We start from the raw sequence: 26,810 nt of genomic DNA on the forward strand, positions 1-26,810 counted from the left end.
GAACTTCTTTTTCTACGCTTTCTATGCGCCGTTCTTTTCTTACGCTGTTGCTACCGCTGGCAGGGGTAGCCGCATTTACCACTGCCGCCATCAACAAGCCTAATCAGGGCTTTAATATCTTCTCTGTACAGCAAGACATTGATTTGGGCGCGAAAGTAGCTCAGCAAACCGATTCGCTGTACCGCGCCAAAGGGCAATTGCTAGCGCGTTCCAGCAATGCTCGTGCGTACCAGCTGCTCGATGGGGTAGTGAAGCGGGTGCTCGATAATGGCAACCTCAAGTACCGCACGCAGTTTCCGTGGGACGTACAAATCATCAAGGACGACCAAACGCAGAATGCTTTCGCCACTCCCGGCGGACATATCTACGTGTTTTCGGGGCTGATCAAGTTCCTGGACAACGAAAACCAACTAGCGGGTGTGTTGGGCCATGAAATAGCGCACGCCGACCGCCGCCATAGCACCCAGTTGATGCAGAAGCAATATGGTATCAGCTTGCTGAGCGGCGTTGTATTAGGAAATAACCCCAACCAACTGGTGCAGATTGCAACCGGTCTGGGGCAGCTTAAATTTAGTCGCACTTACGAGACCGAGGCCGATAAGTACTCGACTATCTACTTGAATGGCACCCGCTACTACGCCTGCGACGGAGCAGCTGGTTTCTTTATCAAAGCGGAGAAGCAAGGCGGTGGCGGTACTCCCGAATTTTTAAGCACGCACCCCAATCCCGGCGGACGCGTAGCTAACATTCAGAAAAGCGCCCAACAGCTGGGCTGCACTGGTCGCAACGTCAGCAACACCAATTTCGAAGAACTGAAACGGCTTTTATAGACCGTCAACAGAGTGAACCTGAATACAGCGCGCCAGGATGTCGGGATTAACTGTCTCGACATCCTGGCGCGCTGTATTTGTTGCTGCAATACGCAAAGAGATAAAAGAACCCAAGTTTTTTCGCAGCTTGCTGCTCTTTCTCGCTCCTCTGCACTTCAACTTTCCTTGGCTAATTCTTTCGCTGCTGTTCGCTTTGTGGTCTGTGGGATGGGTCATATCGGCCGCCGTCATGCTTCGTTGGTGTCTCGGCATCCGGGGGCACAACTGGTTGCACTCGTTGATATTCAGGCAGGATTATCCGCAGATTTAGCACTCGAATACCCTGGAGTACCATTCTTCTCTTCATTAGAAGAATATTTAACCACTGGTCCTGAGGCAGATATACTTACTATAGCTACACCAAATTACCAGCATGCGCCGCAAGCTATAGCTGGTTTGCGGCGAGGAATGCACGTAGTTATCGAGAAACCGATAGCGCTGCGGAAGACGGATGCCGAGGCCATTGTGCACACCGCTCTGCAAACGGGCCGACTGGTGTTTGGCGTCATGCAGAACCGGTATTCGCCGCCTGCGGCATGGCTGAAACAGGTATATGAGGAAGAGCGGTTAGGCGAAATCTATCTGGTACAATTCAATTGCTTCTGGAACCGCGACGCCCGGTACTACAAGGCTGGTGGCTGGAAGGGCACGCAAGCACAAGACGGTGGCACGCTTTTCACGCAGTTCAGCCATTTCGTTGATTTGCTGTACTGGGTGTTTGGCGACATCACCAACATTAAGGCTCGCTTCCGCAATTTCAACCACGCGGGCCTAACAGAATTCGAAGACAGCGGACTTGTTACCTTCGATTTGGTACGGGGCGGCAGCGGGACGCTTCAATACAGCACGGCCGTATGGGACCGGAATCTGGAAAGTAGCCTTACAGTGGTGGCTGAACACGGCAGCTTGCGGCTTGGCGGCCAGTACATGGATAAAGTGGAGTATTGTCATCTTCGCAACTACACCCTCCCAGAACTGCCCCCTACCAACCCGGCCAACGATTATGGTCCCTATCAGGGCAGCGCGGCCAACCACGTGCAGGTAATCGAAAACGTAGTAGACACCGTCCAGAACCGCAGTTTTGCTACTACTAACGCGTTAGAAGGGTTGAAGGTGGTGGAGATAATTGAGCGGATATATAGCCTGAGGTAGGGGAGAGGGTCGAGGTGCGAGTTGCAACGCTGGCTTCTACAACCTGGGGTGTAAAAGTGTGCCTTCAGCAAGGCGGCCTTTTCACTTAAGTGCGCATCCTGTAATCACAAGGACGTTCGATCCGTTGTAGTATCCAGACACCCTTCTCTTTTCCTTATGAAAGCAAGCGCAACTCTCCGTATGACGTTATGGGCCTTGTTGCTGCTGGTAGTGGCCACAAGCGCTACTGCTGCCAAACCCGGCCCAACAGGTTTTCTGAACCGCAGCCTGACTGTGGCGGGTGCAGTTTATCGGTATCAGGTGTATGTGCCAGCCGATTTTTACGCCCAGAAAGCAAAGAAATGGCCGATTATCTTGTTTCTGCATGGTGCCGGCGAGCGGGGTTCCGATGGGCTGGCGCACACGCAGGTAGGCTTACCCGCCAACATTCGGCTGCACGTAGAGCGCTGGCCGGCTGTTGTAGTGATGCCGCAGTGCCCGGCAGAGCGCTACTGGACTGAGCCTGCCATGCAAACCATGGCCTTGGCTGCTCTGGCCGAAGAGCAAAAGAACTACAACCCGGACCCAGCGCGAGTGTATCTCACGGGGCTGTCGATGGGCGGTTACGGCAGCTGGCTGATGGCCTCGCAACACCCAGAACTGTTTGCAGCCGTGGTACCAATCTGTGGCGGCGCTTACTTGCCAGCACATAGAGCCAAACAGTTCCCAGCTCAACCGCCGGGGCTTTACGAAACCATTGCTCGGGGTATTGCGGGCAGCGCACCCGTCTGGGCCTTCCACGGCGCCAGCGATTCGGTGGTGCCCGTAACGGAAACGCAGCAATTAGTAGCCGCTTTAAAAACCGCTGGTGGCTCCGTATAATACACCGAGTACCCAGGCGTAGACCATGACTCTTGGACCAGGGCGTACGACGAAACGGCTCTACCCGCCTGGTTGTTCAATCAGCAACGTGCTGATAGGAAGAAAGTTAATTACAAATAGGAGTGGATGGTGAAGATTTATTTCATCGGCAACACAGTTGTGTAGCTATTAAAAGCTGTATAAAATTGTGATAAGCCTAGGAATAATTAAGCTTTATTAACTTTTTGCAGTAACCAATGAATGAACAGGATATTGGTAAGATTCGTATATTGCCGAGCTTCGCGTCCGCATCTTCACTTCAAAAGCTGCGAGAACGTAACATGATGTTCTGAGTAGAATGAGCCCAACCCAACTGATTATCCAAAAAATCGACTTGCTGCCCCCCACTGAGTTGGAAGTCGTTTATCAAGAAGTAGCCAAGCGCATGAGCCATATCAGCCGGGCTACCAAGCTTCTAGCCAAGTACCGGGGTAAGGGCCAGGGCATCTGGTCGATGGACGCGCAGGAGTATGTGCAGCAGTTACGGCAGAACACGCGTGGCTAAGATATTCTTCGACACGGCTCCCTTCATTTACTTAGTTGAGAACCACGCCACTTATTATCAGAAAGTAGCCGATTATCTGACTCAGTCGCTCACGGACAATGCGATGCTGGAAACCAGCGTGCTGACCTACACCGAATTCTGCGCGAAGCCAGAGCAGTTGGGCCGACCTGATTTGCTGCTCGATTTCGACGAACTGCTACGGGATTTTGATTTTCAGATGCGCGAAATATGTCTGGCCGTTGCCACGCTGGCGTACCAGTTGCAAGCACGATACGCCGGCCTTAAAGGCATCGACGCCATGCAAATTGCCACAGCTGTTAATGCGGGCTGTAATATATTCCTGACCAACGACAGGGAATTGAAGAACATTCGCGAAATCCAGGTGGTGGTGGTAGCGGATTTGTAAGCGAGAGTCCGCTTGCTGTGTGGTAAGGTTGTAAAGGTTGGCGTTGCGGAGGCATGCTACTTTCATAGTGAACCCTCCGTATGCTCCCATCATGACGCCCGACGAAAAACAAGCTTACACTGAGTTACTGGAATGGCAGAAGCAAATGCAGCAACCGCCGTCCATGCTGAATCGGTTGGCGCGGCGAGTGCAGGCGCGCCTTAATGCGCTGTTGCCCGAGCGAGTACATAAAGCCATTACAGCTACCATCAAGCAAATGGTGCGGGCCGTATTGTTTGGGTCGACGTACATCTCACCCCAGCCGCTGACAGGGAAGACACTGGCTGCCCGTGAAACGAGCGTGCGTACTCGGATACGCTATTACCGCAACACCGCGGCCGCCGAAGGAGCCGTGACGGGTGCCGCCGGCTTTTTCCTCGGCCTTGCCGATTTTCCGTTGCTGCTCGGCATCAAGCTTAAACTACTGTTTGATATAGCGGCACTCTACGGCTACGACGTGAAGGAGTATCCCGAGCGGCTCTACATCCTGCATATCTTCCAACTAACCTTCAGCAGCCAGCATACGCGCAACGAGGTGTATCGTCGCCTGGCCGATTGGGAAAACTACCGCCGTACGTTGCCCACCGATGTCAACGTGTTTGACTGGCGCACTTTTCAACAAGAGTACCGCGACTATATTGACCTTGCTAAACTGGCGCAGCTACTGCCCATTATTGGGGCGGCAGTAGGGGCGGTGGCCAATTACCGCTTACTGGTGCAGCTTGGCGAAACGGCCATGAATTGTTACCGAATGAGGCACTTCGCTAAAGAGAACAGCGAAATTGTTCCGCTTTCCTCTTGATGCATTTCCAGCTAACCCACTACACAGAAAAGCCTCAGCGACACCTTCGTTGAGGCTTTTCTATAAACGAGTAGTGCTTGGCTTTGGGCTTTATGGTCTTCTAGACGCATAGGTGTCCAGCAATTTGCCGTGACTTCGTCCTGCCTGGAGCGTATGCCGTTAGTGCAGCTAGCTTCTAGCTGTACTCACTTCACAGGTTGTTTATTCTTTTTGCATGGCGCGCGTTTCTCCCACTGTAGCGACCGAACGTTTATTTCCTTCTGCTGAACAAACCGATGCTATGCTGCGCAACATTACGCAGCGCTACGCCGGCACCGACCCCGATGGGCTGCACTTCTGCATGGCAATGGGGCGCCTATTCAACAGTTTGTTCGCTAGTATGGACAAACATTTCGCTCATTTAGGAATCACCCAAGGACGCTTGATTGTGCTGCTCCACCTCGACGGCGCAGCGGCGGGCATCAGCCCCTCAACGTTGGCCTTGCACTGTGGTGTGTCGCGAGCCGCCATAACCAAGCTACTGATAGGGCTGGAAAAGCAAGGCTATATCCAGCGGGTAGTGGCTCCCACCGACCGGCGTGCCCACACCGTGCAGCTAACCCAAGCCGGCCGCACATTTCTAGATGAGACAATGCCCAACGACCAGCGTCGGTTGGCCGTCATAATGGAGCCGTTCAGTGTATCGGAGCGGCAGGAGCTACTACGCCTGCTCTCCAAATTAGCGCACATGTTTCGGACGGCTATAGATGAAGAGGGCAGGCAACTGCCAGTGAAGTAAGGAGTTGCTAGTCATTCGTGCAATGCTAGAGCTAGCTTGTTGAAACGAACGTCAAGTGGTCTAGCCGACTATCTGCCCCCAGTAGCCGACTGGTCAATTGGTTTAGTTAACGGGTTAACTATTTCGGCAGGGGCGCGTAAGGAAGTATACTGAGGTGCTGCTGAGGGTTGAGCTTCACATGCTTACAACAGTGCCAATCGGGAAACAAAATAGAAAAGGCCCTCTGATGTCTGTGTTGCCGATGATACGAACAGACAATGAACCGGCTCAAACCTTAAAAGTTAATTGCCTGTATTCAAGTAGCATGACGTGAAACAAGTTGGCTTGGGTGGTAAGGAAGTAACCGTGAGTAATGAGTTATCAAGCAATAGCTTACTCGATGTGATTGTAGAAAAGATACGTACCCTGATCCATGCAACGCGCGAGGCGGTTCCTGTTGGGCTGGTGTTGCTGCTAACCGCGGCCGCGGATGCCGAAGCGCAAGGCCGACCAGCTAGTTCACAGCCAGCAGGCGGCGCGCAGCAGCAAAGCAGCGGACAACAAGGCATAGGTGGCCCGCCCGCGGGGCAACAGCAGCAACAAGAGTTGCAGCGGCGGCGTCAGCAAATGCAGCAAGCCAACGAGCAGCAGAGTGCGCCACCGACTCCCCTAAATCCAGCCAGCGCACCAGCTTCTATGAGCCAGGGAAGCGCACCGGGCCAAAGTGGAGGCAGCCAAGGAGCACAACCGAATTCTGGTTCCGGGGGTGCGGGCTCTCCCGGCGAGCCTCGGGGCGCTACCACGCCGCGTGCTCCTATAGGCGGGGCCATGCGCAATGCCAATAGCCAAGGCATGCAAACCGGAGCGGCCCGCGTACTGGCCGTGGCCCCGGAGCGCCTGAGCCTAGCCGACGCCATAACCATAGGGTTAGATAACAACTTGGCCACGTTGCTGGCCACCGAGCGGGCCGAAGAAGCACGAGCCTTGCAACAACAGGTGCGGTCTTTTCTGTTGCCTAACATCACGGGTACTGCTTATCAGCAAAACCGGACGCTCAACTTGGCCGCGCAAGGCTTGGGTGGCGGTGGGGGAGAAGAAATGATGGGAGGAGGTATGGGCGGCGGAGCGTCTATTCCTTCTTTCGTGGGGCCTTTCAATACGTTTGACGCCCGCCTGAATTTCTCCCAAACGATTCTTAATCTGGCGGCGCTGCGCGAATACAAAAGCACGAAAGCCGCCGTGCAGGTAGCGGACCTAACCGCCCAACTGGCTCGGGAGCAGGTGGCTACTTTTGTGGCGCTGGCTTATCTGAGCGCCCAACGCAGCAACCTAGAAGTAAACGCTGCCCGAGCCGATCTTCGGTTGGCGGAAGCCTTACGTGAGCTGGCTGTCAAGCAACGAAATGCTGGCGTAGCCAACGGTATTGATGTGGTACGGGCCGAGTCGAGAGCGGCGCAAGAACGGCTCCGCGTGGTGCAAGCCGAGGCCAGCGCCGAGCAAACCCGCTTAGACTTAGAACGCGCTGTAGGGTTGCCGCAAGGCAGTTCCACTGCCCTCACCGATACGCTAGCTGTGCGCGCCGAGGCGGTGCCGTCCATTGACGCTGCGTTGCAGCAAGCGCTGGCTTCGCGGCTAGATACGCGCATTGCCGAGCAAACCATCGAGCAACGTGCCCTCGACCGTAAGGCGCGTGCTGCGGCCCGCTACCCCACTATTAATGCTGTCGGTGACTATGGACAGTCGGCCAATACGCCTTTCAAAAACGACCGTGCTACACGCACCTACGGCGTGCAGCTGAGCGTGCCTGTGTTTGATGGAGGCTACACCCGTGGCCGGATAAACGCGGCCCTGAGTCAGCAGCGCCAGGCAGAGTGGGAGCTAGGGAACAGCCGCGGCCAAGTGGAGCAAGACGTGCGCACTGCTTTGGTAGGCTGGCGCTTAGGGGCCGAACAAGTACGGGCCAGCGAAGAACAGTTTCAACTAGCAACCCGTGAATTGGAGCTTGCCACCCAACGTTTCCGGGCTGGCGTAGCCGACAACACCGAAGTATTAGAGGCACAGGCCGGCTTAGCCAATGCCCGGGCTCTACGAGTACAGGCGCTAGCGCAGTACGGTGCGGCGCGGCTCAATTTTGCCGCCGCCACTGGCACCGCGCAGTCTTTTCGCCTGTAATCAACCCATCGCCAACGTAGACTTCTAATGGCACAAGATACCACCCAATCTCCCGCTCGTAGTGCCCCTCGCGACCCCGCCCGGCGGCAAGCAGCCGACCCTTCCGATGCGCCGGACCTCAGCGCCCGAGGCCGTCGTAAAGTAGAACAGCAAACCGAAGATGCCCCCGACGAAACCACCAAAACGCCCGTTTACAAGCGGCCGTGGTTTGTGATAGGTGCCATCATCTTGGTACTGGCCGTGCTGTTCTTCGGGATTCGCTACTACCTGCACGCCCGCGCCCACGAATCAACAGACAACGCCTTTATCGAGGGCGACGCTGTACGCGTGAGCCCAAGGGCAGCTGGTACGGTAAGCAAGGTGTATGTGCGCGACAACCAACTGGTGCAGGCTGGTACGTTGCTCTTGGAGCTAGACCCGCGCGACTACCAAGCACGGCTCAATCAAGCCCAGGCTGGCGTAGTGAGTGCGCAGGCGCAGCGAGATGCTTCCGCCCGCGCCGCTACGGCGCGGCGTAGTGTCATTGATCAGCAGCGGGCCCAATTGGCGGCCGCAACGGCGTCGTTGGAACAAGCACAAGCGGAAGAGCGCGCCGCCCAAGCCCAAGCGGCCCGCGACGCCCGCGACGAGCAGCGCTATGCCGAACTCTACAAAACCGATGCCGTGTCGCGCCAGCGCTACGACCAAGCCCAAACAGCCGCCCGTACCACAGCCGCTCAGGCCGATGCGGCCCGTAAGCGCACCCAAACCGTACGGGCGCAGGTCGGGCAGGCGCGCGCCGCCGTGGCCCAAGCCGAAAACGACTACCGCCAAGCTACCGAGCAAATTGGCGTGGCGGCCGCGCAAATAGGGGAGGCCCAGGCTGCCGCTGAAGAAGCCAAGCTGCAGCTTTCGTACACGAAAATTTACGCTGCCGAAACCGGGCGCGTCACGCGTAAGGCAGTAGATGAGGGGCAAACCGTAGCAGTAGGGCAGCAACTCATGGCGCTTACGTATGGTCAGCTGTGGGTAACGGCCAACTTCAAGGAAACCCAGCTCGAAAAGATGCGGGCCGGTCAGCCAGTTGAATTAGAGGTAGACGCCTATCCGAGTGAGAAATTTCGGGGTAAGGTAGAGAGCTTCCAGCGCGGCACCGGCGCCCGCTTTAGCTTGCTGCCCGCCGAAAACGCTACCGGTAACTACGTGAAAGTAGTTCAGCGCATCCCCGTCAAAATCGTGTTTGATGGTCAGCCCAACCTGCACTTGCTAGCCCCTGGCATGTCGGTAGTGCCTGAAGTAGACATCAGCGTCGAGCCGACCGAGAAGCCTACTGCACCTCGTAATGAGAGTGCCGGTTCACGCGCCGCCGTTCGTTGAAATAGTAGCGGCTGGATGGCTTCTGCTCACTGGAATCACAATTTAACATAGTACTCAATGGAGCCCCAATCCACTTCGCCGGGACGCTGGCAAGCAGATTTGAATAATTTCTTTGCGACTGTAGACCGCGAAAACCAAGCGTTCAGCCACAACCTCACCCGGCAAGGTACTTTCTATTCGGAAGTGGCACGGCCGGCTCTGGAAGCGGCGGCTGAAGCCTTGCGCCAGCACGGCCGTACCTGCGAAACGGGCCTCGACCAAAGCCGCATCTACCTGATTGTGCATCGGCCCGAAGGACCCGTGGAGTTTCAGTATGCCGTAGTGGCCGAAGCCCGCATCGAAACCGTCACGCCCTACATTCACTGCTGGTTCGAGGAAAACGAGTTAGCCGACAAAGCCACGGAGGCTGCCGGTCAGAAGGAGGAAACCGAAGATGAGGACGATAAGGACGAGTCGGATGCAGACGGCGAATCGGAAGGCGAAGACGAGGAAAAGGACGAAAAGAAAGACGACAAAAAGCCCGCTCGCACGAAAACCATCGAGCTGCTTAGCACTTGGACGGAAGGGCGCGAAATTGAGAGCGTAACGCGCGAGGAAATCCTGGCTGATTTTACCACGCACTACAAGGAAGCCGTGACGCGGCTGCGCACGCATTTGCATACCACGCCGCAGTAGTGGCCGCTCGAAGTAGTAGCTATGAGCTCAACCAAAACCTTGAAAAAACCAGCCAGTGATGCCACTGCTAGCCACGGGGGCAACCTCAAGTGGATTATTGCGGTGACGGTGGCCATGGCAACGTTCATGGAAGTGCTGGACGATACCAGCGTGTCGGTAGCGCTGTCGCAGATTGGAGGAAACCTGAGCGCCGCCGAAGACGAGGTAACATGGGTGGTAACGGCGCAACTGGTATCGAAGGCGGTAGTGCTGCCGGTGGCCGGGTTTCTGGCTACGGTGGTGGGGCGTAAGCGCCTGTTCTCGATTTGCCTGCTGGCCTACGGTGCTACTTCGCTGCTGTGCGGTTTGTCGCCATCCATTGGGTTTCTGGTGTTCATGCGCGTGATACAAGGGCTGAGCGGCGGCATGCTTTCGCCCATGGCGCAGGCCATTCTGACCGATACTTTTCCACCGGCGCAACGCGGGCTAGCGTTTGCGGCCTACGGGGTAGCCACGGTGGTAGCGCCCACTGTCGGGCCCACGCTAGGCGGCTACCTCGTCGATAATGCCAGCTGGAACTGGGTGTTTTTCGTGAACGTGCCGGTAGCCATCGTAACGGCTTTTCTGGTGTCGATACTAGTGAAAGACCCGCCGGCGATGGTGAAGGAGAAAGCCGCGAAGTGGGCTGGTGGGCTCAAGGTTGACTATATCGGGCTCAGCTTGCTGGCAGTAGGTCTTAGTGCGCTGCAATATGTACTGAGCCGCGGCGAAAGGGAAGAATGGTTCAGCTCGGGCTCCATTACGGCGCTATCCGTGGTGGCTGCCATAGCATTGGTAACCGGAGTTATATGGGAGCTGCGCTCCAAAGATCCTGTCATCGACCTGAAACTGCTCCGGCACCGCAACTTCGCGGCGGCAGTGCTAGTGATGTTTGCGGTGGGTGCGGTGCTGTTTAGTAGCTCCACGCAACTCCCCTTGTTTCTGCAAAACCTGTTGGGCTACACCGCCGTGAAAAGCGGATTGGCTATTTCGCCGGGCGGGGCGTCGGTACTGCTGCTGATGCCGGTAGTGGGGGTGCTGTCGGGTAAGGTACAAGCGCGCTGGATGATCTTGTTCGGCTTGATCATCAGCACCCTTGCGCTGTTCAACTACGCCCATGTACTCAGCTCCGACATCGACTTTGCGAGTGTAGCTAAGGCCCGCGTGTATCAAAGTATGGGCTTGGCTTTCCTGTTTGTGCCCATCAGTGTAGCCGCCTACGTGGGCATTGCCAAAAACAAAACCAACCAGGCGGCTACGCTCATCAACCTGGCGCAGTCGTTGGGTGGCAGCTTCGGCATTGCCGCTATTACCACCCTGATTGCCCGCCGCGCGCAGTTCCACCAAAGCCGCATCATCGACAGCCTCAACTTCTCGAATCCCAATTATGAAGCAGGCGTGCAAAGCTTAGCTTCCACCCAAGCCACCGTTGGTGGTAGCCTAGCCGAAGCAACGGAGCGCGCCCAAGCCACTATATATGGTGCCGTGCAGCTGCAGGCCAACATCCTGTCCTATATCGATTCCTTTTATCTGCTGGGATTCGCTTGCTTGCTATCGATACCGCTCGTGTTTATGATGCGCGCCAACAAACCCGGCCAAGACGGACAGGCCGGCGCCGCGGGGTAGGAGGTAAGCAGGTAGTTATTCTAGATAAGCCTGTAAGGCCACTCCATTTTCAACTTCAACTATGTACTTGTGAATGCGCGAAGGCTGGACTTACCTTTGCGGCACCAATTCTTTACCGACGAAGGATTGTTTTTATACAGAGGCGCTGAGAGACAGGCTCTAAGACGCGCCGGCAACCCCCGCTACCCGCGGAACGGTGCCAACCGAAGGCCAGCGGATTCACTCTCTGGCTATATAAAAACAAGTTGCCGTGCCTCATTCACTGAACACCCCGCTTTTTCTACTTGCTACTTCATTCGCTGCGCCTGCGGGCCGCGGGTGGGTTTGTTGTGGCGTGGGTTGTTGTTGCTGAGCGATACACAAAAGTTGATTTCTAGGGTTTGCCGTCGCATGGTGCTGCGTCCTGCGCCCATAGGCACCTAATCAGTCCTGCTTCCAATTACTTTTTCCTTATCTGGTCTAAGCCTAACGGGCTGCGTATAACGCGGGCATTACGTCCGCACTACCAGCCACTTGGTGCATCCACAACCAGGTTTACTCAACGGGTGAGCGTGCATTAGCGCGTGCCTACACAACTTTTTATGCTTAAAAAATCATTGGAACTACTGCGGCTCGAAGCTGCCGAAACTGGTTCCCACACGCTTAAACGAAGTCTGAATGGCTTCAACCTGATTACCATTGGTATCGGGGTAATTATTGGGGCGGGCTTGTTCTCGCTCACCGGTATTGCCGCCGCCAACAACACCGGCCCAGCCGTGACGCTCTCGTTTGTAGTGGCCGCCGTAGGTTGTGCGTTTTCGGCCCTCTGCTACGCCGAGTTTGCCTCTATGGTACCCGTGTCGGGGTCGGCTTACACCTATGCCTATGCTACGATGGGCGAGCTGTTTGCCTGGATAATTGGGTGGGACTTGGTGCTCGAATACTCGGTTGGGGCGGCTACGGTGGCCATTAGCTGGTCGCAATACCTGGTGAAGTTTCTGGCCAAGTACAACCTGCACATTCCGGCGCAACTAGTCATGTCGCCCTTCGAAACAGCCACGCTGGCCGATGGCACGTCGGTGCACGGTTTCGTGAACGTGCCGGCCATGCTGATTGTGCTGGCTATTACAGCTATTATCATTCGCGGAACGTCAGGGTCGGCGTGGTTTAATGCGTTGGTCGTCACGCTGAAAGTATCGGTGGTGCTGGTGTTCATTGCCCTAGGCTGGCAGTACATCGACCCGGCCAACTATCAACCGTATATCCCCGAGAATACCGGGACGTTTGGAGAGTTTGGACTAAGTGGCATTCTGCGCGGAGCGGGTGTTATCTTCTTCGTGTTTATTGGCTTCGACATCGTGGCGACTATGGCGCAGGAAACCAAGAACCCGCAGCGCAATATGCCCATCGGCATTATCGGGTCCCTGCTGATTTGCACCGTGCTATTTGTGCTTTTCGGACACGTAATGACCGGTTTGGCTAACTACACTGAGTTCAAGAACAGCGCCGCACCGGTGGCTATTGCCATCGAGAAAACGCCGTATGCTTGGCTATCGGCCGCCGTTATTCTGGCTATCATTATCGGCTACACCTCGGTTATTTTGGTGGATTTGTTGGGGCAGAGCCGGGTGTTTTTCTCGATGGCCAAGGATGGCTTGCTGCCGCCAGTGTTTGGTAAGATTCACCCCACGTTCCGTACGCCGCTGCAATCCAACCTGCTGCTCGGCTTATTCATTGCCCTGTTTGCGGGCTTCGTGCCGATTTCAGTAGTAGGCGAAATGACCAGTATTGGTACGCTGCTGGCCTTCGTGATGGTGTGCTTGGGCATCCTGATTATGCGCAAGAAAGAGCCGAACGCGCCGCGTGGTTTCCGCACGCCGTGGGTGCCCGTGGTACCTATTCTCGGCATCCTGACTTGCTTGGTAATGATGGTGTCGTTGCCGTGGGAAACGTGGTTGCGGCTAGGGGTATGGCTGGCTATTGGCCTAGCTATCTACTATGGCTACGGCAAGAAGCACAGCAAACTGCGGCAGCAAAGTGAGCTGCCTGCACAAGAAGTATAGCACGTACATTATTGAAAATACAAACGCCCCGACCAGTGCTGGTCGGGGCGTTTGTGTTTATAGAAGAGCGGCCAAAGGTTGCGCTAGAAAAACACCTTGCGCAGTGCCCACAAGCTCCAGACAATCACCATCAACCCTACGCCCACAAACATCCACCGAACGGGGATGCGGCCAGCGAGGCGGGCTGCTATGGGCGAAGCGGCAACGCCACCCACAATCAAGCCCAGGATAATCTGCCAGTGCGAAATGCCCAGCGTGGCGAAGAACGTAACGGCGCTGGCAAACGTGACGAAGAACTCGGTGACGCTCACCGACCCGATGACGTACTGCGGTGTGCGGCCCCCGGCAATGAGGGTGCTCGTCACGAGGGGGCCCCAGCCGCCGCCGCCAAACGAATCGAGGAAGCCGCCAGCCGCGGCCAGTACACCTAGCTTCTTGTGCTTTTTGCGCGCACTCGGCTTGGAAAAGGCCTTGGAAATAATGCGGATACCTAGCAGCAGCAGATACACCGCCAAAAACGGCTTCACGTACTTCGCATATTCCTCACCAAACGTAGCCAGCAGGTAGGCCCCCGTGATGGCGCCCAGAACGCCCGGAATCAGCAACACCTTGAACAGCTTCTTGTTGACGTTGCCGAAGCGGTAGTGATGATAACCGGATGCGCCGCTAGCAAACATTTCGGCGGTATGAATACTCGCGCTGACCGCAGCCGGCGAGATGTTCAAACTCATCAAACTGATGGCCGTCACCACCCCGTAGCCCATGCCCAATAGCCCATCAACAATCTGCGCCCCAAAGCCGATGGCGACGAAAATGTAGAACGTATCGGCGTTGCTTGCTACCTCCCACGCCTGCTGCCAGGTGACGTAGTAGGAGATGATGTTGATAATAATAATGGCCATGAACGCCAGCAGCGACATGGTAGCCCGGCGGCGCCACATAGCCGCCGCCGGCGACTCGTAGGCCGGGCCGCCGGTTAGCTCAGCCGTCACGGCGTTGAGGGAGCGTACTTTGTGCGCAAAGTCGCCGCCTACCTTCTCCCGAATCGAGGACATGCGTTGTAGCACGTCGTTGAGCTCGTCGGGGAGGGTGGTGGTGAGCATCTCGCGCAGCCGCTTGGCAATGGTCGGCGACTTGCCGTTGGTACTGATGGCAATTTTCAAGTCGCCTTTTTGCACGATGGAGCCCAAGTAAAAGTCGCAGGCGTCGGGCGTGTCGGCTACGTTGCAGAGCAGGCGCTGCCGGGTGGCATCGGCCTTGATGGTGAGGTTCAGGGCCTTGTCGTCGGTGGCTACAATCACTAAGTCGTGGCCTACTAGGTCGGTAATCTGGTAAGGACCTTCGCGGAGCTGCACGGCCGGATGGCGCGCAGCCAGTTCCCGTAGGGCGGGCAGAAAATAAGTGGCTACTACGGTTACCGCTGCCGCGGGGCTATTCGCTAGAATAGCAGACAGTTTTTCCAATCCTACATTTCCGCCGCCTACCAGCAGCACGTGCAGCTGTTCCAATTTCAAGAAGATGGGAAACAGTCGGTTCGCTCCTGTTAGTGGGGGCTCGGAGCGTGGCTGTGACACAGGGTTATTGGAAAGAGACATGGATGGTAGGTTGGAAGGTCAGTTCTGGTAGCGCGGACGTTGGCAACAGTAGCGGCCAAGGGAAAAGGAGCTATATAAAAAGAGCGTCAGGCTTCGACAAATGCAGCCCGACACCATTTCTATAGGCACATGCTACTCGTGGAAGTTCAGGCCGTGCGTGGAAGCTTGCACGTACCCCCGACGGACGGTGAAATCTCCAAACCGCTCAAGCGGCTCTCGGTTTTCAGCATAGTCGGCAAAAATCGGCGTCAGCTCCCGCACTATACCATCTTCATCCAGCATTTCTTTATACAGTTTGTTGAGCCGCTCGCCGTTGAAAGCCGCTCCCAAATACAAATTATAACGCCCGACGGAGCGGCCCACCAACCCAATTTCGCCCAGATAAGGGCGGGCGCAACCGTTGGGGCAGCCCGTCATCCGCAGCAAGATATCATCTTGCGTTAAATTATACGCTTTCATGCTTTCCTCCAATCGAGTGAGCAACTGCGGAAGATAACGCTCGGCTTCGGCAAATGCCAGCGAGCAGGTATTCAGCGCCACGCACGCCAATGCCCCGCGTCGTAGCCCCGACAAGTCGTTGCCGGCTACTTCCACGCCATGTTCGGTGAGCAGAGCTTGAATAGTGAGGCGGTGCTCGGGCGCTACGTTGGCAATAATCACGTTTTGGTTGCCGGTCAGGCGGAAGTCGCCGGTGTGGAAGGCGGCAATTTCGCGCAACGCGGTTTTCAGGGTGTTGCCGGGGCGGTCGGCTACGCGGCCGCCTTCCACCAGCAGCGTGAGGTGATGCGCACCATCGGGGCTGGTTGTCCAGCCGAAGGCGTCGCCGGTGCTTTCAAACTTGTAGGCGCGGCCGAGTTCCAACTCGTAGCCCAGGCGCTGGTTGAGTTCTTGCCTGAATACATCCAGGCCCACCCGGTCGAGGGTGTACTTGAGGCGCGAGTACTTGCGGTTTTCGCGGTTGCCCCAATCGCGCTGAATGGTTACCACCTTTTCGCAGAGGTCCACTACCTTGTCGGCGGGCACGAACCCGATGATATCGGCCAGGCGCGGGTAGGTATCGAGCATGCCGAACGTCATGCCCATGCCGCCGCCAACCGCCACGTTGAAGCCGAGTAGTTGGCCCTTTTCCTCGATGGCAATTAGGCCTAAGTCGTTGGCAAAGATGTCGGTATCGTTGTGGGGCGGAATGGCTAGCGCAATCTTGAACTTGCGCGGCAGGTAGGTTTTGCCGTAGATCGGCTCGGCATCCTCTTCGCCTTCGTTGGGCGCACTGATGTGCTGCTGTTCGCCATCGAGCCACAATTCCCAATAGGCCGACGTGCGTGGCGTGAGGTGGGCGCTGATCTGGCGCGACACTTCATACACCTGCGCGTGCACCTCGGACTGGTGCGGGTTGGGGTTGCACATCACGTTGCGGTTCACGTCGCCGCAGCCCGCAATGCTGTCCATAAACACCTGGTTGAAGCCGAGAATCGTCTTCTGGAGGTTGCGCTTGAGCACCCCGTGTAACTGAAACGTCTGGCGGGTGGTTATCTTGAGGGTGTTGTTGGCGAACTTCGTCGAGAGTTCATCCATACGCAGCCACTGCGCGGGCGTGGCAATGCCGCCCGGCACGCGTACCCGAATCATGAGCGAGTACAGGGGCTCCAGCTTCTGGCGTTTCCGCTCGCTGTCCAGGTCCCGGTCGGTTTGTTGGTACGAGCCGTGGAACTTGATGAGGTGGGTATCGTCGGGGTTGAGGGCGCCCGTAATCCGATTGACGAGACTGTCGGCCAGCGTGCCACGCAGGTAGTTGCTGGCCGTCTTGACGTGTTCGACTTCGGATAATTTTATGATGGTATCGGCCATGAGCTTATTGAGGAGCGGGAATTGGAGCGGGCGGCGGGGTGGGCCGCAAGTCGAAATTGTGAAAGTAAAACACCCGAATGGTGTGCTGGTTGCGGTACGTGCTGCCTGCCGGAAGCTGCTGAAACAGATGCATATAGCCGGCGTGCAATTGCCCGTGCTTGTTGGCCTGATACACGAGGCCAGCAAACAGGCGGTTTTGGTCGAAGTAGTTGTAGCGAATCTCCTTACCGAAATTCATCATCACCTCGTTGTTGAGTAGAAATTGCAGCCCACCCGGGTCGAACCCGCGTTTGGTGAGCGGCAGGAAAAGGGCCGCGTTGTAGCGGACCCGGTAGTTGAAATCGTAGTCCTCGGTGCGTTCGTTGTCGCGGATAGTGTTGCGAAACCGTTCTTCCAGCCGCACCCACTGCATCAAGCGGGCCTTCGGGAAGCGCGTAAACCACTGCACCTGCTGCCACGGCCGATGCTCGGGTTGGCCCACCGTGCGCGCCCCATCCGGAAAGTGGTGCACGTAGGCATAGCCCCCGGTCAGCCGCACGTCATCAGTGAGATAATACGTGAGGCCGACCCGCGCCACGCCCTGAAACAAATCCTGCACATACCGGTCGTGCAGGCGCAAGTGCAAGTCCGTCCAAGTGCCCCACCGCTGCGAGAAGCGGGTTTGATTGAAAACCCCTAGCCACGTCTGTTGTTCCCGCACATACTGCTTCTGCGCCCGCACTGGCAGCGCCGCCACGAGTAAGCAAGAGAGTAAAAACAGGCGGAAGCTCATAGCGAGTGTTAGCGAAGGATGGTGTTGTCGAAGGTCACAGCCACGTAGTAGAGCCCGCCAATGGTTGGGCCGGCCGCATACTGGATATAGCGGTTGTTGAACAGGTTGGTGCCGCCTAGCTTGATGGTTGATTTCAGGTTCGGGATACGCACGTTCACTTGCGCGTCTACGGTTTGGTAGGCCGGTATCTGACCGTTAGCAAGTTGGCTTTCCCACAAGAACGAATCTTGGTAGCGCCACACCACGTTGAAGCCCACGTTGCGAACCACTTCGCGGTTGCCGAAGCTTAGGTTGGTGGTCCACTTGGGCGTGTTGAAGCCGGTAATAAACACGTCCTGCGTGCTGTTAGTGGCAATGTTGTTGTAGTTGACGTTGCCGGCCAGCGTGTATTTCTGGTAGAAGTTGTAGGTGACGCCCAGCGCCGAGCCGTAGCTGCGGTATTGGTTGCGGGCATTGGCATATACTCGGTACCGGTCTTGCTGTCCGCGGGTCAGCATGTCCAGCACCGACGCATCCGTGCCCACTGCCCCCGACTTCGGCACGGCCACTTCCACCTGTCCCAAGAAGCCCGAATACACGTTGTAGTACGCATCCAGGTCGAGGGCCAAACGGTTGTCGAAGAGCACACTGCGGTAGCCTACTTCAAACGCGTTGATGCGCTCCGGTTCCATAGTCGGCAGGTTGGCTACTTGCAGCACGTCGCGGTTGTTGAGGGCGGCCCGCTGCTGCTTTTGCGCAGTGGTACCAGTTCCATTGTCGGCGGCTACGTCGCGGCTAACCGCGGCCGTGAAGTTGTCGAGGGAGGTGAGGGTGTAGGAGTTGTCGAGGAAGCCAAGGCCTTCGTTTACGCGGGCCAGGCCGCCCACGCGGCGCACGTTGCCGTTATTCACGAACGACAGGGCTTCAAACAGCGCCGGGAAGCGCCAGCCGTTCTGGAATGACGCCCGGAAGTTGTGGTTTTTGGCCGCCGTGTACACCGCCGCAATCCGGGGGTTCAGCTTGGGGTTGAACTCGGGGTTGTAGTCGAGGCGGAGCGAGGCGTTCAGCTTCAGGCGGTCTTGCAGTAGCAGCTTGGTGCCTTGCGCAAAGCCCCCGAACTTCTTGTAGTACACGTTGTTGCCGCCCGGCGTGGTGCGGTCGGCAAGGGGTTTCGAGAAGTCCACGAAGTTGTTGCCATCGGGTATCACCTCGTACACCCGGGCATCGGCGCCGAGCACCACATCGGCAAACTTGATGCGCCGGCCTACATTCCATTGCGCCTCGTTGTGGTAGGTGCGGCTGCGCTGCCAGAGGGCAGCCCCGCCCGTGGCCGGAGCGCCCGGCACGTTCACGCCACTGTCCCAATTGTTGATGCCGGTGATGGTGTTTTTGAGCTGGTTGAACGCCTCGGTGCCCGGCTCAGCGCGGCCGGCATCGGCTACGGCGCGGGCTTGCTGCATGGCCGTAGCCAGGTCGGTGCCGCGGTTCACTTGGTTCTGCAACTCGGTCCGGAACTTGTTGCCCCACACCGTGTTCGAGCCGTTGTTGAGGTCGAGGTTGAGGGCCAGCGGGTTCAGGTTGTAGGAGTCGCCGGTGTTTTCTACCAGCACGTAGCTGCGCACGTAGTAGTCGGCGCCGCGCAGTTCCAGCTTGTGGTTTTGCACGGTCACGTCCTTGAGCTGAATCTTGTTGCCGCGCTGGAAAATACCGTCCATCAGGCCGTAGCGGTAGCCGTAGGAGAGTTCCAGCTTATCGGTGAGCTTGTAGAACAAGCCGCCATCGAACTTGAGGTTGCGGACAGTGGGCGAAATCAAGTCCTTCTCGTAGTAGCCGGTGCGGCGCACGTTGAAGGTCTCGGTGCGGCCGCCGTACTGGATTGCCACCGGCACGTTGCCACTCCGGTCGTCGCCGTAGCGGTTCCAGAGGTCGGCGGCCGGGTTATTGGCGCCCGACAGTTCAGAAAAGCGTGGGTTGGCCGAGTTCAGGTTCTGCGGGTTCTGGTCGGTTTGGGTGTCGGCCAGCCAGTCGGTGCCGCGCAAGTAGCTGAAGTTCACCTTGAAGGCAAACTTGTTGTTGAACGCCTGCGCGTAGCGCACCGCCGTTTCGGTCAGCACGCTCGGGTCCCGGTCTTTGCCATCCACATGGTTAACGCCCACCTTCTGGTACACGCTCAGCCCCTGATAAGTAAAAGGGCTTTTGGTGGTTAGGTTGGCCATGCCGTTGATGGCGTTCATGCCGTACAGCGCCGACGCCGCACCGGGCGTGATTTCCACGCTGGCAATATCTAGCTCCGTTGGCCCGATAGCGTTGCCGAGCGGCACACCGAGCGTGGCCGCCTGCATGTCCACACCATCCACGAGCTGCATGAAACGGAAGTTGTTCGGGATGTTGAAGCCGCGCGTGTTTGGCACCTTGAACGTGATGCTCGACGTGGTCATCTGCACGCCCTTCACGTTTTCCAACGCGTCATAGAAGCTCGGCGCCGGCGTTTCCTTGATAGCCCGAATATCCAGCTTCTCGATAGCCACCGGCGACTTCAGCCGGCTTTCCTCCACCCGCGACGCCGACACCACCACCTCGTTCACGGCAATGGCCCTCGATTCGAGTTGCACCGCAATCGGCTGGCTGCCGCTGGCTACTTCCAGCTCCCGGGCTTCGTACCCCACGGTGTTGAATACCAGCGTAAACGGAAACCGCAGCCGCGCCTTTAGCTCGAACTTGCCGCTCATATCGCTCTGCGTGCCCACCGAAGCGCCCTTCACACTCACACTTACGCCCGGCAGCGGCTGCTTTGTGCCTTTCTCATACACTGTGCCGCTGATGGCTATCAGCGCATCCTGCGCCTGCGCAGGCACAGCGGCCAACGCCACGGCCGGAACAAGCAATAAAGAAGCGTAGTGTGCTTTCATTTGGTTTGTATGGTGGATTGGAAGGGGTTTTATCTGTCACTCCAACATTCCGCGCAGCAGGCGGCGAGAGGAATCTGAGTAGTCGATTGGCCTTATTCAGATTCCTTTCGCCTGCTTCAGAATGACGGTCTGTTAATACACGTCCTCTAAGTAGCGGCGCGACTTTTTCAACTGCTTCAAGTAGTCGGCGGCGTAGTCGGCATCCTGGCCGCTTTGCTGCTCGATGATGGTGAGGAGTGCTTTGCGTACATCGGCGGCCATCCGGTTTTTGTCGCCGCAGACGTAGAAGTAGGCGCCATCTTCCAGCCATTTGAATACTTGCGGTGCTTGCTCCAACAGGCGGTGCTGCACGTAGATTTTCTCGGCTTGGTCACGAGAAAATGCCAAGTCGAGGCGAGCCAGCGAGCCTTGCTTGAGGTGTTGCTGCCACTCGGTTTGGTACAGGAAATCGGTGGTGAATTCCGGGTTGCCAAAGAACAACCAGTTGCGCCCCGGCGCGCCCGACTCGGCCCGCTCCGCCACAAATGAGCGGAACGGCGCCACACCCGTTCCCGGCCCTACCATGATAATGTCGGTAGCCGGGTTCTGCGGCAGCTTGAAGTATTCGTTGCGGTCCACCCACACGCGGGCCGTATCGCCAATAGCCAGATGGTCGGCTTGATACACCGAGCAAGCGCCGTGCTTTTGGCGGCCGTGGGCTTCGTAGCGCACCGCGCCTACCGTCAGGTGCACTTCATCGGGGTGAGCCAGTGGGCTGCTGGCAATGGAATACGCCCGGGCCGGCAGCGGCCGTAGCACCGCCGCCAAATGCTGCGCCGACAAATCGATGGGGAAGTGGGTGAGCAAATCCACAATGTCGCGGCCGTAGAGGAAGGCTTGCAGCTGCGTAGTCCCGAGCAACGCCTCGCGCAATTCCGAGTACTGCGGCGCCAGAGCGGCGTAGCGCTCCAGCACATCACGCGTCAGCACCGATAGTTCCAAGTGCTCGGTTAGCGCAGTGGTCAAATCTAGTTCCACACCTTTCAGTTGCACCGGTGCGGTAGCATCGAGGCGGGCTGCCTTCACTACATCCGCCACCAATTCGGGGCGGTTCGTGGGCTGCACCATTAGCGCGTCACCGGGCTCATACTGAAGGCCGGAGCCTTCCAAAGAAAACTCTAAATGGTAGGTTTCCTTCGCGGAGCCGCGGCCATTGAGTTGAATCTTCTCTAGCAACGGCGCATCGAACTGTACGTCTTCGTGCTGCACCGCGGGCTTGGGCGCTGGCACCGGACTGCTGGCCACCCGGAATGCCGATAAATCTGCCTGGCTGCCACCGTTCAAAGAAACCGCTGCCGCTTGAGCCAAAGCCGCTCCCGTGCTCGGGCCAACTTCAGGTGCGGCCGTAGCTACTTCCTGCGCTAGCACGTCCAGCACCCGGTCGGCCCACTGCGCCGCCGACTCCTGAAATTCCACGTCGCACTCCACCCGGTCAGCGAGGCGCTGCGCACCCAAGGCCGCTAACCGCTCATCGAACTCGATACCGGTCTGGCAGAATTGCAGGTAACTTTTGTCGCCGAGGGCCAGCACCGAATAGCGCAACGCCGGGAGCTTGGGTGCACGCGGGCCCAACAGGAACTGGTGCAAATCTTCGGCGGCAATTGGCGGTTCTCCTTCCCCTTGCGTGCTGGTAATCACAAGCAATTGTTGCTCCGATGCCAAGGCGCGCGTAGGGTAATCGTTCATGTCGCGCACGGTGGGCTCTAGCCCGCGTTGGCGCGCTGCTTCAGCGGTTTGCAATGCCACTTTCTTGCTGTTGCCAGTCTGCGAGCCATACAATATGGTAAGGCGCGAAGGAGCAGCTGCCGTTGGTGCCGGTTGCGCCGCGGCTGGTGCTGCAATAGTAGCGGCCGGCGAGTTAGCGGCCACCGGTTGCTGTGCAGGTTCGGCGGCGCGGCCGTATAGGTAGCCGCTCAGCCACAGCAATTGCTGGTTGGTGAGATTAGCTGTTAACTCGTTGAGTGCCTTATCGTCGAGGCCGATTGGCAGCGAGGAAGAAGAGGGAGTAGGCATTGAAATTCAGGTTGAGACGGTGGGCTGAAAAGGAGGGAAAGGAGCCAGACGATGGTTGCAGCCTTCCAGAAACCAGGCGGCGTTTTATTAAGCTACTTCGGCGTAGGCCGCGGGGAAAGCCGGGAAGGTTAAGCTTGGCAGTAGCGTGGCAGCCTCGGCATGCGTTGTCGCCAAACGAGTGACTTCGCCGATAACAATGATGGCCGGGGCCCCAATACCGGCCGCTGCCGCACGGCTTGGTAGCTCAGCTACCGTGCCCGTTACCAATTGAGCATTCGGTAAAGTGCCGTTCTGGATGATGGCCGCCGGCGTATTGGCCTGCCCGTGTTGGCAGTACAACGCCGCAATCCGCTCCAATTCGCCCAAGCCCATCAGAATAACCGTAGTAGTGCGGGTGCTAGCCGCCTCCCGCACGCTCCCCGACAACTCGCCAGTAGCCGTGGTGGCCGTAATCACCCGGAACCCTTCGCTGGCCCCACGGTGCGTTACCGGTATGCCCACGCTGCCGGCCGCTGCAACGGCGCTGCTAATGCCTGGTACATAGTCGGTAAGCAAGCCGTGTTGCTCAGCATAAAGCATTTCTTCGCGTCCGCGCCCAAACACAAACGGGTCGCCACCTTTCAGCCGCACCACGTGGCCGTGTAGGCGGGCCTGCTCCACAATCAGCGCGTTTATTTCGTCTTGGCTATAGCTGCGCATGCCGCGCCGTTTGCCCACAAAGATTGTCACTGCATCGGGCCGGGCGTGGCTAAGCAAGTCGTTGTTAGCCAGCGCATCATACAGAATTACATCGGCTTCGCCCAACACCCGCGCCCCCTTCAGGGTCAGCAGCTCCGGGTCGCCGGGGCCAGCACCTAGCACGGTAAGGCGAGGGATTTTAGTGAGTGACATAAGCAATGAGTGGTGATAGAGGACCTGCTGCAACTTCGCTTAGCAGGACCGTTCTCGAATAGATGCTAACTAGATGGAAAAGGCTACCGGAGGCGCCACCGGGGCCGTGAAGTAGTCGGCGTTGGCGGCGCCAATCAGGCCGGCGGCTACGGTGTCGCCGCTTTGCTCGTCAACTAAGATGAAAGCGCCGGTTACGCGGTTTTCGTGGTAGTTGTCAACGGCCAGGGGCACGGCGGTTTTGATGCGTACCCGCACGATGTCGTTGAGCTGCGCTGAATCGGCGGCGGCGCGGGCGAAAGTTTGCACGTTCACCTTATGCAGAATAGCCGGTATTGCCGCTTTTACCACGGCGGAATGGTGCTGCAACAGCAGTTTGCGACCCGGCCACAATGGCTGCTCGCTCATCCAGCACACGGTAGCTTCCAGTTCCCGCGTCAGAGTAGGCACGTGCTCCACCGGAATGATGGCGTCGCCCCGGCTAATATCCACGTCATCGGTGAGGCGCAGCACCACGGCTTGCGGCGCCGTAGCAGTTTCCACCTCTTGCTGATTGACTTCAATAGCCTCAATCGTCGATTCCAGGCCCGAAGGCAGCACCTTCACCCGGTCGCCGCGGCGGTATTGACCGCTTTGGATCTGGCCGGCGTAACCGCGGTAGTCGGGTAGGTCGGCGGTTTGGGGGCGGATAACATATTGCACCTGAAAGCGTGGGGCGGCATTGGCTGCTTCCACAGCGGCGGGCACGCTTTCCAAATGTTCCAGCAAGCTAGGGCCCGTGTACCAAGACAAGCGGTTGGAGCGTTTTACCACGTTGTCGCCGTGCAAAGCGCTGAGCGGAATAGCGGTAGCAGCGGGCAGTTGGAAATGGTCAGTGAGGGCGGCGTAATCAGCGGCAATCTGCTCGAAAATATTTTGATCGAAGCCCACCAGATCCAGCTTGTTCACGGCCAGCACAAAGTTGCGAATCCCGAGCAAAGCCGCTACCAGCGTATGGCGGCGCGTTTGCTCTACTACACCTTGGCGGGCGTCCACTAGCACAATGGCCAAGTCGGCGTTGCTGGCACCCGTCACCATGTTGCGGGTGTACTGCACGTGGCCCGGCGCATCCGTGATGATGAATTTGCGCCGCGGCGTAGTAAAGTATTTATAGGCGACATCAATGGTGATGCCCTGTTCCCGCTCGGCTCGTAAGCCGTCGGTTAGCAAGGCCAAATCCACGGTGCCTTGCACAGTAGGCCGGTTTTCCAGCGCCGCCAGCACATCCAACGACACCGAATCGGAGTCGTAGAGCAGGCGGCCAATGAGCGTGCTTTTGCCGTCGTCGACGCTGCCGCAGGTGATGAATCGGAGAAGGTCCATGAGGTGAAATTGTGAGTTTGTGAAATTGTGAGTTCGTCGTGCTGGCGAGGCGTGAAAGCAATTCACAACCTCACCCTTCACAACTTCACCACTTAGAAATAGCCGTTGCGTTTGCGGTCTTCCATGCCGGCTTCCGAAATGTTATCGTCGAGACGGGTAGCGCCTCGTTCGCTCACTTTGGCCAGCAACAAATCCTGAATGATGTCTTCCACGGTGCTAGCGTCGCTTTCCACGGCGGCCGTGCAGGTAGAGTCGCCCACAGTGCGGAATCGCACTTGCCGGGTCACGATTTCGTCTTCCTCGTCGAGCTGCAAGTGCTCGGATAAGCCCAATAGTTGGCCGCTCGGCAGCACCACGCAAGTCCGCTCGTGGCCGAAGTAGATGTCGGGAAGGCTGATGTTTTCGCGCTGGATGTAGCGCCACACGTCGAGCTCGGTCCAGTTGGAAATCGGGAAAACCCGCACGTTTTCGCCTTTCTGGATACGGCCGTTGTACACGTTCCACAGCTCCGGGCGCTGGCGCTTGGGGTCCCACTGCCCGAACTCGTCGCGGACCGAGAAGATGCGCTCTTTGGCACGGGCTTTCTCTTCGTCGCGCCGGGCCCCGCCGATGCAGGCGTCAAACTCAAATTCCTCGATTACCTCCAGCAGCGTGTAAGTCTGGAGCGGGTTGCGGCTCGGAAACTTGCCACCTGGCTCGCGTAGGCGCTGCCGCTTGATGGTGTCTTCCACGCTGCGCACAATTAGCTTCTCGCCTAGTTCTGCAGCCAGTTGGTCGCGGTAGGCGAGCACCTCCGGGAAGTTGTGGCCGGTATCCACGTGCACCAGCGGGAAAGGGAAGCGGCCCGGGCGGAACGCTTTTTCGGCAAGCCGCGTGAGAACGATGGAGTCTTTACCGCCCGAGAAAAGCAGCGCCGGCCGCTCAAATTGGCCAGCTACTTCCCGCAGGATGTGAATGGCTTCGGCTTCCAGCCGGTCGAGGTAATCGAAGGAGTGCGCACTCATGGTTTCTAGGATTTGCTGATGCGGCACCGGAAGGTCAAGTAGCATGGCTTTTGATGATTTCGGTGCCGGATAGAAGGGTCTGGAGCAAGCGCTCCAGAATAGTTATGAGAGGAGAATTAGTGCTGCTTTTCAACCGGCTCTACCACCGGGTCGGGCCCGTCGTGGTGGGCGGTGGTGGAGTGTAGGCCGCATTCCTTGGCAGAAAGGTCTTCCCACCACCAGCGGCCGGCCCGAAAATCTTCGCCAGGCTTGATGGCGCGGGTGCAGGGTGCACACCCAATGCTCACGAAGCCTTGCTTGTGCAGCGGATTCACCGGAATGCCGTTCGCTTGGGCGAAATCCACCGCTTGCTCCCACGTCCAGTCGAAAAGTGGGTGAATCTTGGTGAGGTTGTGGGCAGCGTCCCATTCCACCGGGTCCATGGTTTGCCGGTTCTGCGACTGCTCAGCCCGGATACCCGTTACCCACGCGGCTTGGCCCGCCAGCGCCCGGTTTAGGGGCTCTACCTTGCGGATGTAGCAGCACTCCTTGCGGTTTTCAACGCTTTCGTAAAAGCTGTTGGGACCTTTGGTGCGCATCAATTCTTCCACGCTTTCCTGGCGCGGGTGAAAGACCTCAATCGGCTGCTGATACTTGAGCAGCGTCTTGTTCCAGGTGGAGTAAGTTTCCTGAAAGTTGCGCCCCGTATCTAATGTGAACACCTTGATGGGTAGCTCGTTTTCAAAGATTAGATGGCTGATAATCTGGTCTTCCAAGCCGAAGGAAGTAGAGAAGACCGCCTTTTCGGGGAAGTGCTTGGCTACGAGGCGTAGCCGCTCCAAGGCAGAAGCTGACGGTAGCTGAAGGCGAAGGTCGTCCAGCACGGGAACGGCCAACACGGCAGAGGCTGTGGGCATGAAAAGAAATGAGAGAGGAATTTGCCGCGGCGGCAAGGGTCCAGCCGGAGGATAGCTTTGGAAGTGCCAGGATGCTCATGCACCGCTGAAACCAACCGAAAGCGAAAAGCGGAGTGTACGGATACGGGGTAGAGCTACGCGTAAAAGCGTATCAGCTCACCACATTCAGCGCACAAACCAAGAAAA

The 26,810-nt window shown here is 57.5% G+C and carries 21 protein-coding genes and 1 riboswitch; of the genes, 12 read left to right on the forward strand and 9 right to left on the reverse strand.

Going from position 1 to position 26,810, the window contains the following annotated elements:
• The first annotated feature begins 23 nt into the window (after positions 1–23).
• The 12 genes from MTX78_RS09010 (at position 24) to MTX78_RS09065 (ending at position 13,319) form a co-directional block, all read left to right on the forward strand.
• Positions 24–830 (forward strand): M48 family metalloprotease, encoded by an 807-nt coding sequence (locus tag MTX78_RS09010; RefSeq protein WP_243801877.1) that lies wholly within the window; start codon positions 24–26, stop codon positions 828–830.
• 207 nt (positions 831–1,037) lie between these two features.
• The gene (locus MTX78_RS09015; protein ID WP_243802843.1) at positions 1,038–2,021 is read left to right on the forward strand and encodes a Gfo/Idh/MocA family protein; all 984 of its coding nucleotides are present in this window, start codon (positions 1,038–1,040) and stop codon (positions 2,019–2,021) included.
• A 180-nt stretch (positions 2,022–2,201) separates the two neighbouring features.
• Positions 2,202–2,882, forward strand: coding sequence for a carboxylesterase family protein (locus tag MTX78_RS09020; RefSeq protein ID WP_243801879.1), 681 nt, complete (start codon positions 2,202–2,204; stop codon positions 2,880–2,882).
• Between the two features lie 337 nt (positions 2,883–3,219).
• Positions 3,220–3,426 carry a hypothetical protein gene (locus MTX78_RS09025; RefSeq protein ID WP_243801880.1) on the forward strand — a complete coding sequence of 69 codons (207 nt, stop codon included), beginning with the start codon at positions 3,220–3,222 and terminating at the stop codon, positions 3,424–3,426.
• Positions 3,419–3,832 (forward strand): type II toxin-antitoxin system VapC family toxin, encoded by a 414-nt coding sequence (locus MTX78_RS09030; protein ID WP_243801882.1) that lies wholly within the window; start codon positions 3,419–3,421, stop codon positions 3,830–3,832. Before MTX78_RS09025 ends, MTX78_RS09030 begins: the two co-directional genes overlap by 8 nt.
• Before the next feature lie 91 nt (positions 3,833–3,923).
• Positions 3,924–4,673, forward strand: a complete 750-nt coding sequence (locus MTX78_RS09035) for an EcsC family protein (protein ID WP_243802845.1) — start codon at positions 3,924–3,926, stop codon at positions 4,671–4,673.
• Positions 4,674–4,887: 214 nt separating this feature from the next.
• A complete protein-coding gene (locus MTX78_RS09040) occupies positions 4,888–5,451 on the forward strand; it encodes a MarR family winged helix-turn-helix transcriptional regulator (protein WP_243801884.1) in 564 nt (187 codons plus the stop codon).
• A 309-nt stretch (positions 5,452–5,760) separates the two neighbouring features.
• Positions 5,761–7,602, forward strand: a complete 1,842-nt coding sequence (locus MTX78_RS09045; RefSeq protein ID WP_243801886.1) for a TolC family protein — start codon at positions 5,761–5,763, stop codon at positions 7,600–7,602.
• 27 nt (positions 7,603–7,629) lie between these two features.
• Positions 7,630–8,958, forward strand: coding sequence for an HlyD family secretion protein (locus MTX78_RS09050; protein ID WP_243801887.1), 1,329 nt, complete (start codon positions 7,630–7,632; stop codon positions 8,956–8,958).
• A 57-nt stretch (positions 8,959–9,015) separates the two neighbouring features.
• Positions 9,016–9,633, forward strand: a complete 618-nt coding sequence (locus tag MTX78_RS09055) for a hypothetical protein (protein WP_243801889.1) — start codon at positions 9,016–9,018, stop codon at positions 9,631–9,633.
• A gap of 21 nt (positions 9,634–9,654) precedes the next feature.
• Complete coding sequence (locus tag MTX78_RS09060) at positions 9,655–11,277, forward strand: DHA2 family efflux MFS transporter permease subunit (protein ID WP_243801891.1); 1,623 nt, start codon at positions 9,655–9,657, stop codon at positions 11,275–11,277.
• A 129-nt stretch (positions 11,278–11,406) separates the two neighbouring features.
• A riboswitch (SAM riboswitch) is annotated at positions 11,407–11,518 on the forward strand.
• Positions 11,519–11,858: 340 nt separating this feature from the next.
• Complete coding sequence (locus MTX78_RS09065; RefSeq protein ID WP_243801893.1) at positions 11,859–13,319, forward strand: amino acid permease; 1,461 nt, start codon at positions 11,859–11,861, stop codon at positions 13,317–13,319.
• A gap of 83 nt (positions 13,320–13,402) precedes the next feature.
• On the opposite strand, the gene MTX78_RS25345 is transcribed toward MTX78_RS09065, so the two are convergent.
• The 9 genes from MTX78_RS25345 to MTX78_RS09115 all read right to left on the reverse strand — a co-directional run bounded on the left by MTX78_RS25345 (position 13,403) and on the right by MTX78_RS09115 (position 26,624).
• Complete coding sequence (locus tag MTX78_RS25345; RefSeq protein WP_317258940.1) at positions 13,403–14,914, reverse strand: TSUP family transporter; 1,512 nt, start codon at positions 14,912–14,914, stop codon at positions 13,403–13,405.
• A gap of 132 nt (positions 14,915–15,046) precedes the next feature.
• The gene (locus tag MTX78_RS09080; RefSeq protein WP_243801895.1) at positions 15,047–16,762 is read right to left on the reverse strand and encodes an NADPH-dependent assimilatory sulfite reductase hemoprotein subunit; all 1,716 of its coding nucleotides are present in this window, start codon (positions 16,760–16,762) and stop codon (positions 15,047–15,049) included.
• 4 nt (positions 16,763–16,766) lie between these two features.
• Positions 16,767–17,534, reverse strand: coding sequence for a DUF2490 domain-containing protein (locus MTX78_RS09085; protein WP_243801897.1), 768 nt, complete (start codon positions 17,532–17,534; stop codon positions 16,767–16,769).
• 8 nt (positions 17,535–17,542) lie between these two features.
• Complete coding sequence (locus tag MTX78_RS09090) at positions 17,543–20,422, reverse strand: TonB-dependent receptor (RefSeq protein ID WP_243801899.1); 2,880 nt, start codon at positions 20,420–20,422, stop codon at positions 17,543–17,545.
• Between the two features lie 132 nt (positions 20,423–20,554).
• Complete coding sequence (locus tag MTX78_RS09095; protein WP_243801900.1) at positions 20,555–22,474, reverse strand: diflavin oxidoreductase; 1,920 nt, start codon at positions 22,472–22,474, stop codon at positions 20,555–20,557.
• A gap of 87 nt (positions 22,475–22,561) precedes the next feature.
• On the reverse strand, positions 22,562–23,365 hold the full coding sequence (gene cobA / locus MTX78_RS09100; RefSeq protein ID WP_243801902.1) for a uroporphyrinogen-III C-methyltransferase: 804 nt from the start codon (positions 23,363–23,365) through the stop codon (positions 22,562–22,564).
• Between the two features lie 69 nt (positions 23,366–23,434).
• Positions 23,435–24,724, reverse strand: a complete 1,290-nt coding sequence (locus MTX78_RS09105) for a sulfate adenylyltransferase subunit 1 (protein ID WP_243801904.1) — start codon at positions 24,722–24,724, stop codon at positions 23,435–23,437.
• A 92-nt stretch (positions 24,725–24,816) separates the two neighbouring features.
• Positions 24,817–25,728 (reverse strand): sulfate adenylyltransferase subunit CysD, encoded by a 912-nt coding sequence (cysD, locus tag MTX78_RS09110; RefSeq protein ID WP_243802849.1) that lies wholly within the window; start codon positions 25,726–25,728, stop codon positions 24,817–24,819.
• A 116-nt stretch (positions 25,729–25,844) separates the two neighbouring features.
• The gene (locus MTX78_RS09115) at positions 25,845–26,624 is read right to left on the reverse strand and encodes a phosphoadenylyl-sulfate reductase (RefSeq protein ID WP_243801906.1); all 780 of its coding nucleotides are present in this window, start codon (positions 26,622–26,624) and stop codon (positions 25,845–25,847) included.
• Between the last annotated feature and the right edge of the window lie 186 nt (positions 26,625–26,810).

It is taken from the genome of Hymenobacter tibetensis, assembly GCF_022827545.1.
In the GTDB taxonomy this organism is placed as follows: Bacteria; Bacteroidota; Bacteroidia; order Cytophagales; family Hymenobacteraceae; genus Hymenobacter; species Hymenobacter tibetensis.

Bases quoted from the DNA above. Each gene is read 5' to 3' on its own strand.
- MTX78_RS09010 (WP_243801877.1), top strand. From the start codon at position 24: ATGCGCCGTTCTTTTCTTACGCTGTTGCTACCGCTGGCAGGGGTAGCC.
- MTX78_RS09015 (WP_243802843.1), top strand. From the start codon at position 1,038: ATGGGTCATATCGGCCGCCGTCATGCTTCGTTGGTGTCTCGGCATCCG.
- MTX78_RS09020 (WP_243801879.1), top strand. From the start codon at position 2,202: ATGACGTTATGGGCCTTGTTGCTGCTGGTAGTGGCCACAAGCGCTACT.
- MTX78_RS09025 (WP_243801880.1), top strand. From the start codon at position 3,220: ATGAGCCCAACCCAACTGATTATCCAAAAAATCGACTTGCTGCCCCCC.
- MTX78_RS09035 (WP_243802845.1), top strand. From the start codon at position 3,924: ATGACGCCCGACGAAAAACAAGCTTACACTGAGTTACTGGAATGGCAG.
- MTX78_RS09040 (WP_243801884.1), top strand. From the start codon at position 4,888: ATGGCGCGCGTTTCTCCCACTGTAGCGACCGAACGTTTATTTCCTTCT.
- MTX78_RS09050 (WP_243801887.1), top strand. From the start codon at position 7,630: ATGGCACAAGATACCACCCAATCTCCCGCTCGTAGTGCCCCTCGCGAC.
- MTX78_RS09055 (WP_243801889.1), top strand. From the start codon at position 9,016: ATGGAGCCCCAATCCACTTCGCCGGGACGCTGGCAAGCAGATTTGAAT.
- MTX78_RS09060 (WP_243801891.1), top strand. From the start codon at position 9,655: ATGAGCTCAACCAAAACCTTGAAAAAACCAGCCAGTGATGCCACTGCT.
- MTX78_RS09065 (WP_243801893.1), top strand. From the start codon at position 11,859: ATGCTTAAAAAATCATTGGAACTACTGCGGCTCGAAGCTGCCGAAACT.
- MTX78_RS25345 (WP_317258940.1), bottom strand. From the start codon at position 14,914: ATGTCTCTTTCCAATAACCCTGTGTCACAGCCACGCTCCGAGCCCCCA.
- MTX78_RS09080 (WP_243801895.1), bottom strand. From the start codon at position 16,762: ATGGCCGATACCATCATAAAATTATCCGAAGTCGAACACGTCAAGACG.
- MTX78_RS09085 (WP_243801897.1), bottom strand. From the start codon at position 17,534: ATGAGCTTCCGCCTGTTTTTACTCTCTTGCTTACTCGTGGCGGCGCTG.
- MTX78_RS09090 (WP_243801899.1), bottom strand. From the start codon at position 20,422: ATGAAAGCACACTACGCTTCTTTATTGCTTGTTCCGGCCGTGGCGTTG.
- MTX78_RS09095 (WP_243801900.1), bottom strand. From the start codon at position 22,474: ATGCCTACTCCCTCTTCTTCCTCGCTGCCAATCGGCCTCGACGATAAG.
- cobA (WP_243801902.1), bottom strand. From the start codon at position 23,365: ATGTCACTCACTAAAATCCCTCGCCTTACCGTGCTAGGTGCTGGCCCC.
- MTX78_RS09105 (WP_243801904.1), bottom strand. From the start codon at position 24,724: ATGGACCTTCTCCGATTCATCACCTGCGGCAGCGTCGACGACGGCAAA.
- cysD (WP_243802849.1), bottom strand. From the start codon at position 25,728: ATGAGTGCGCACTCCTTCGATTACCTCGACCGGCTGGAAGCCGAAGCC.
- MTX78_RS09115 (WP_243801906.1), bottom strand. From the start codon at position 26,624: ATGCCCACAGCCTCTGCCGTGTTGGCCGTTCCCGTGCTGGACGACCTT.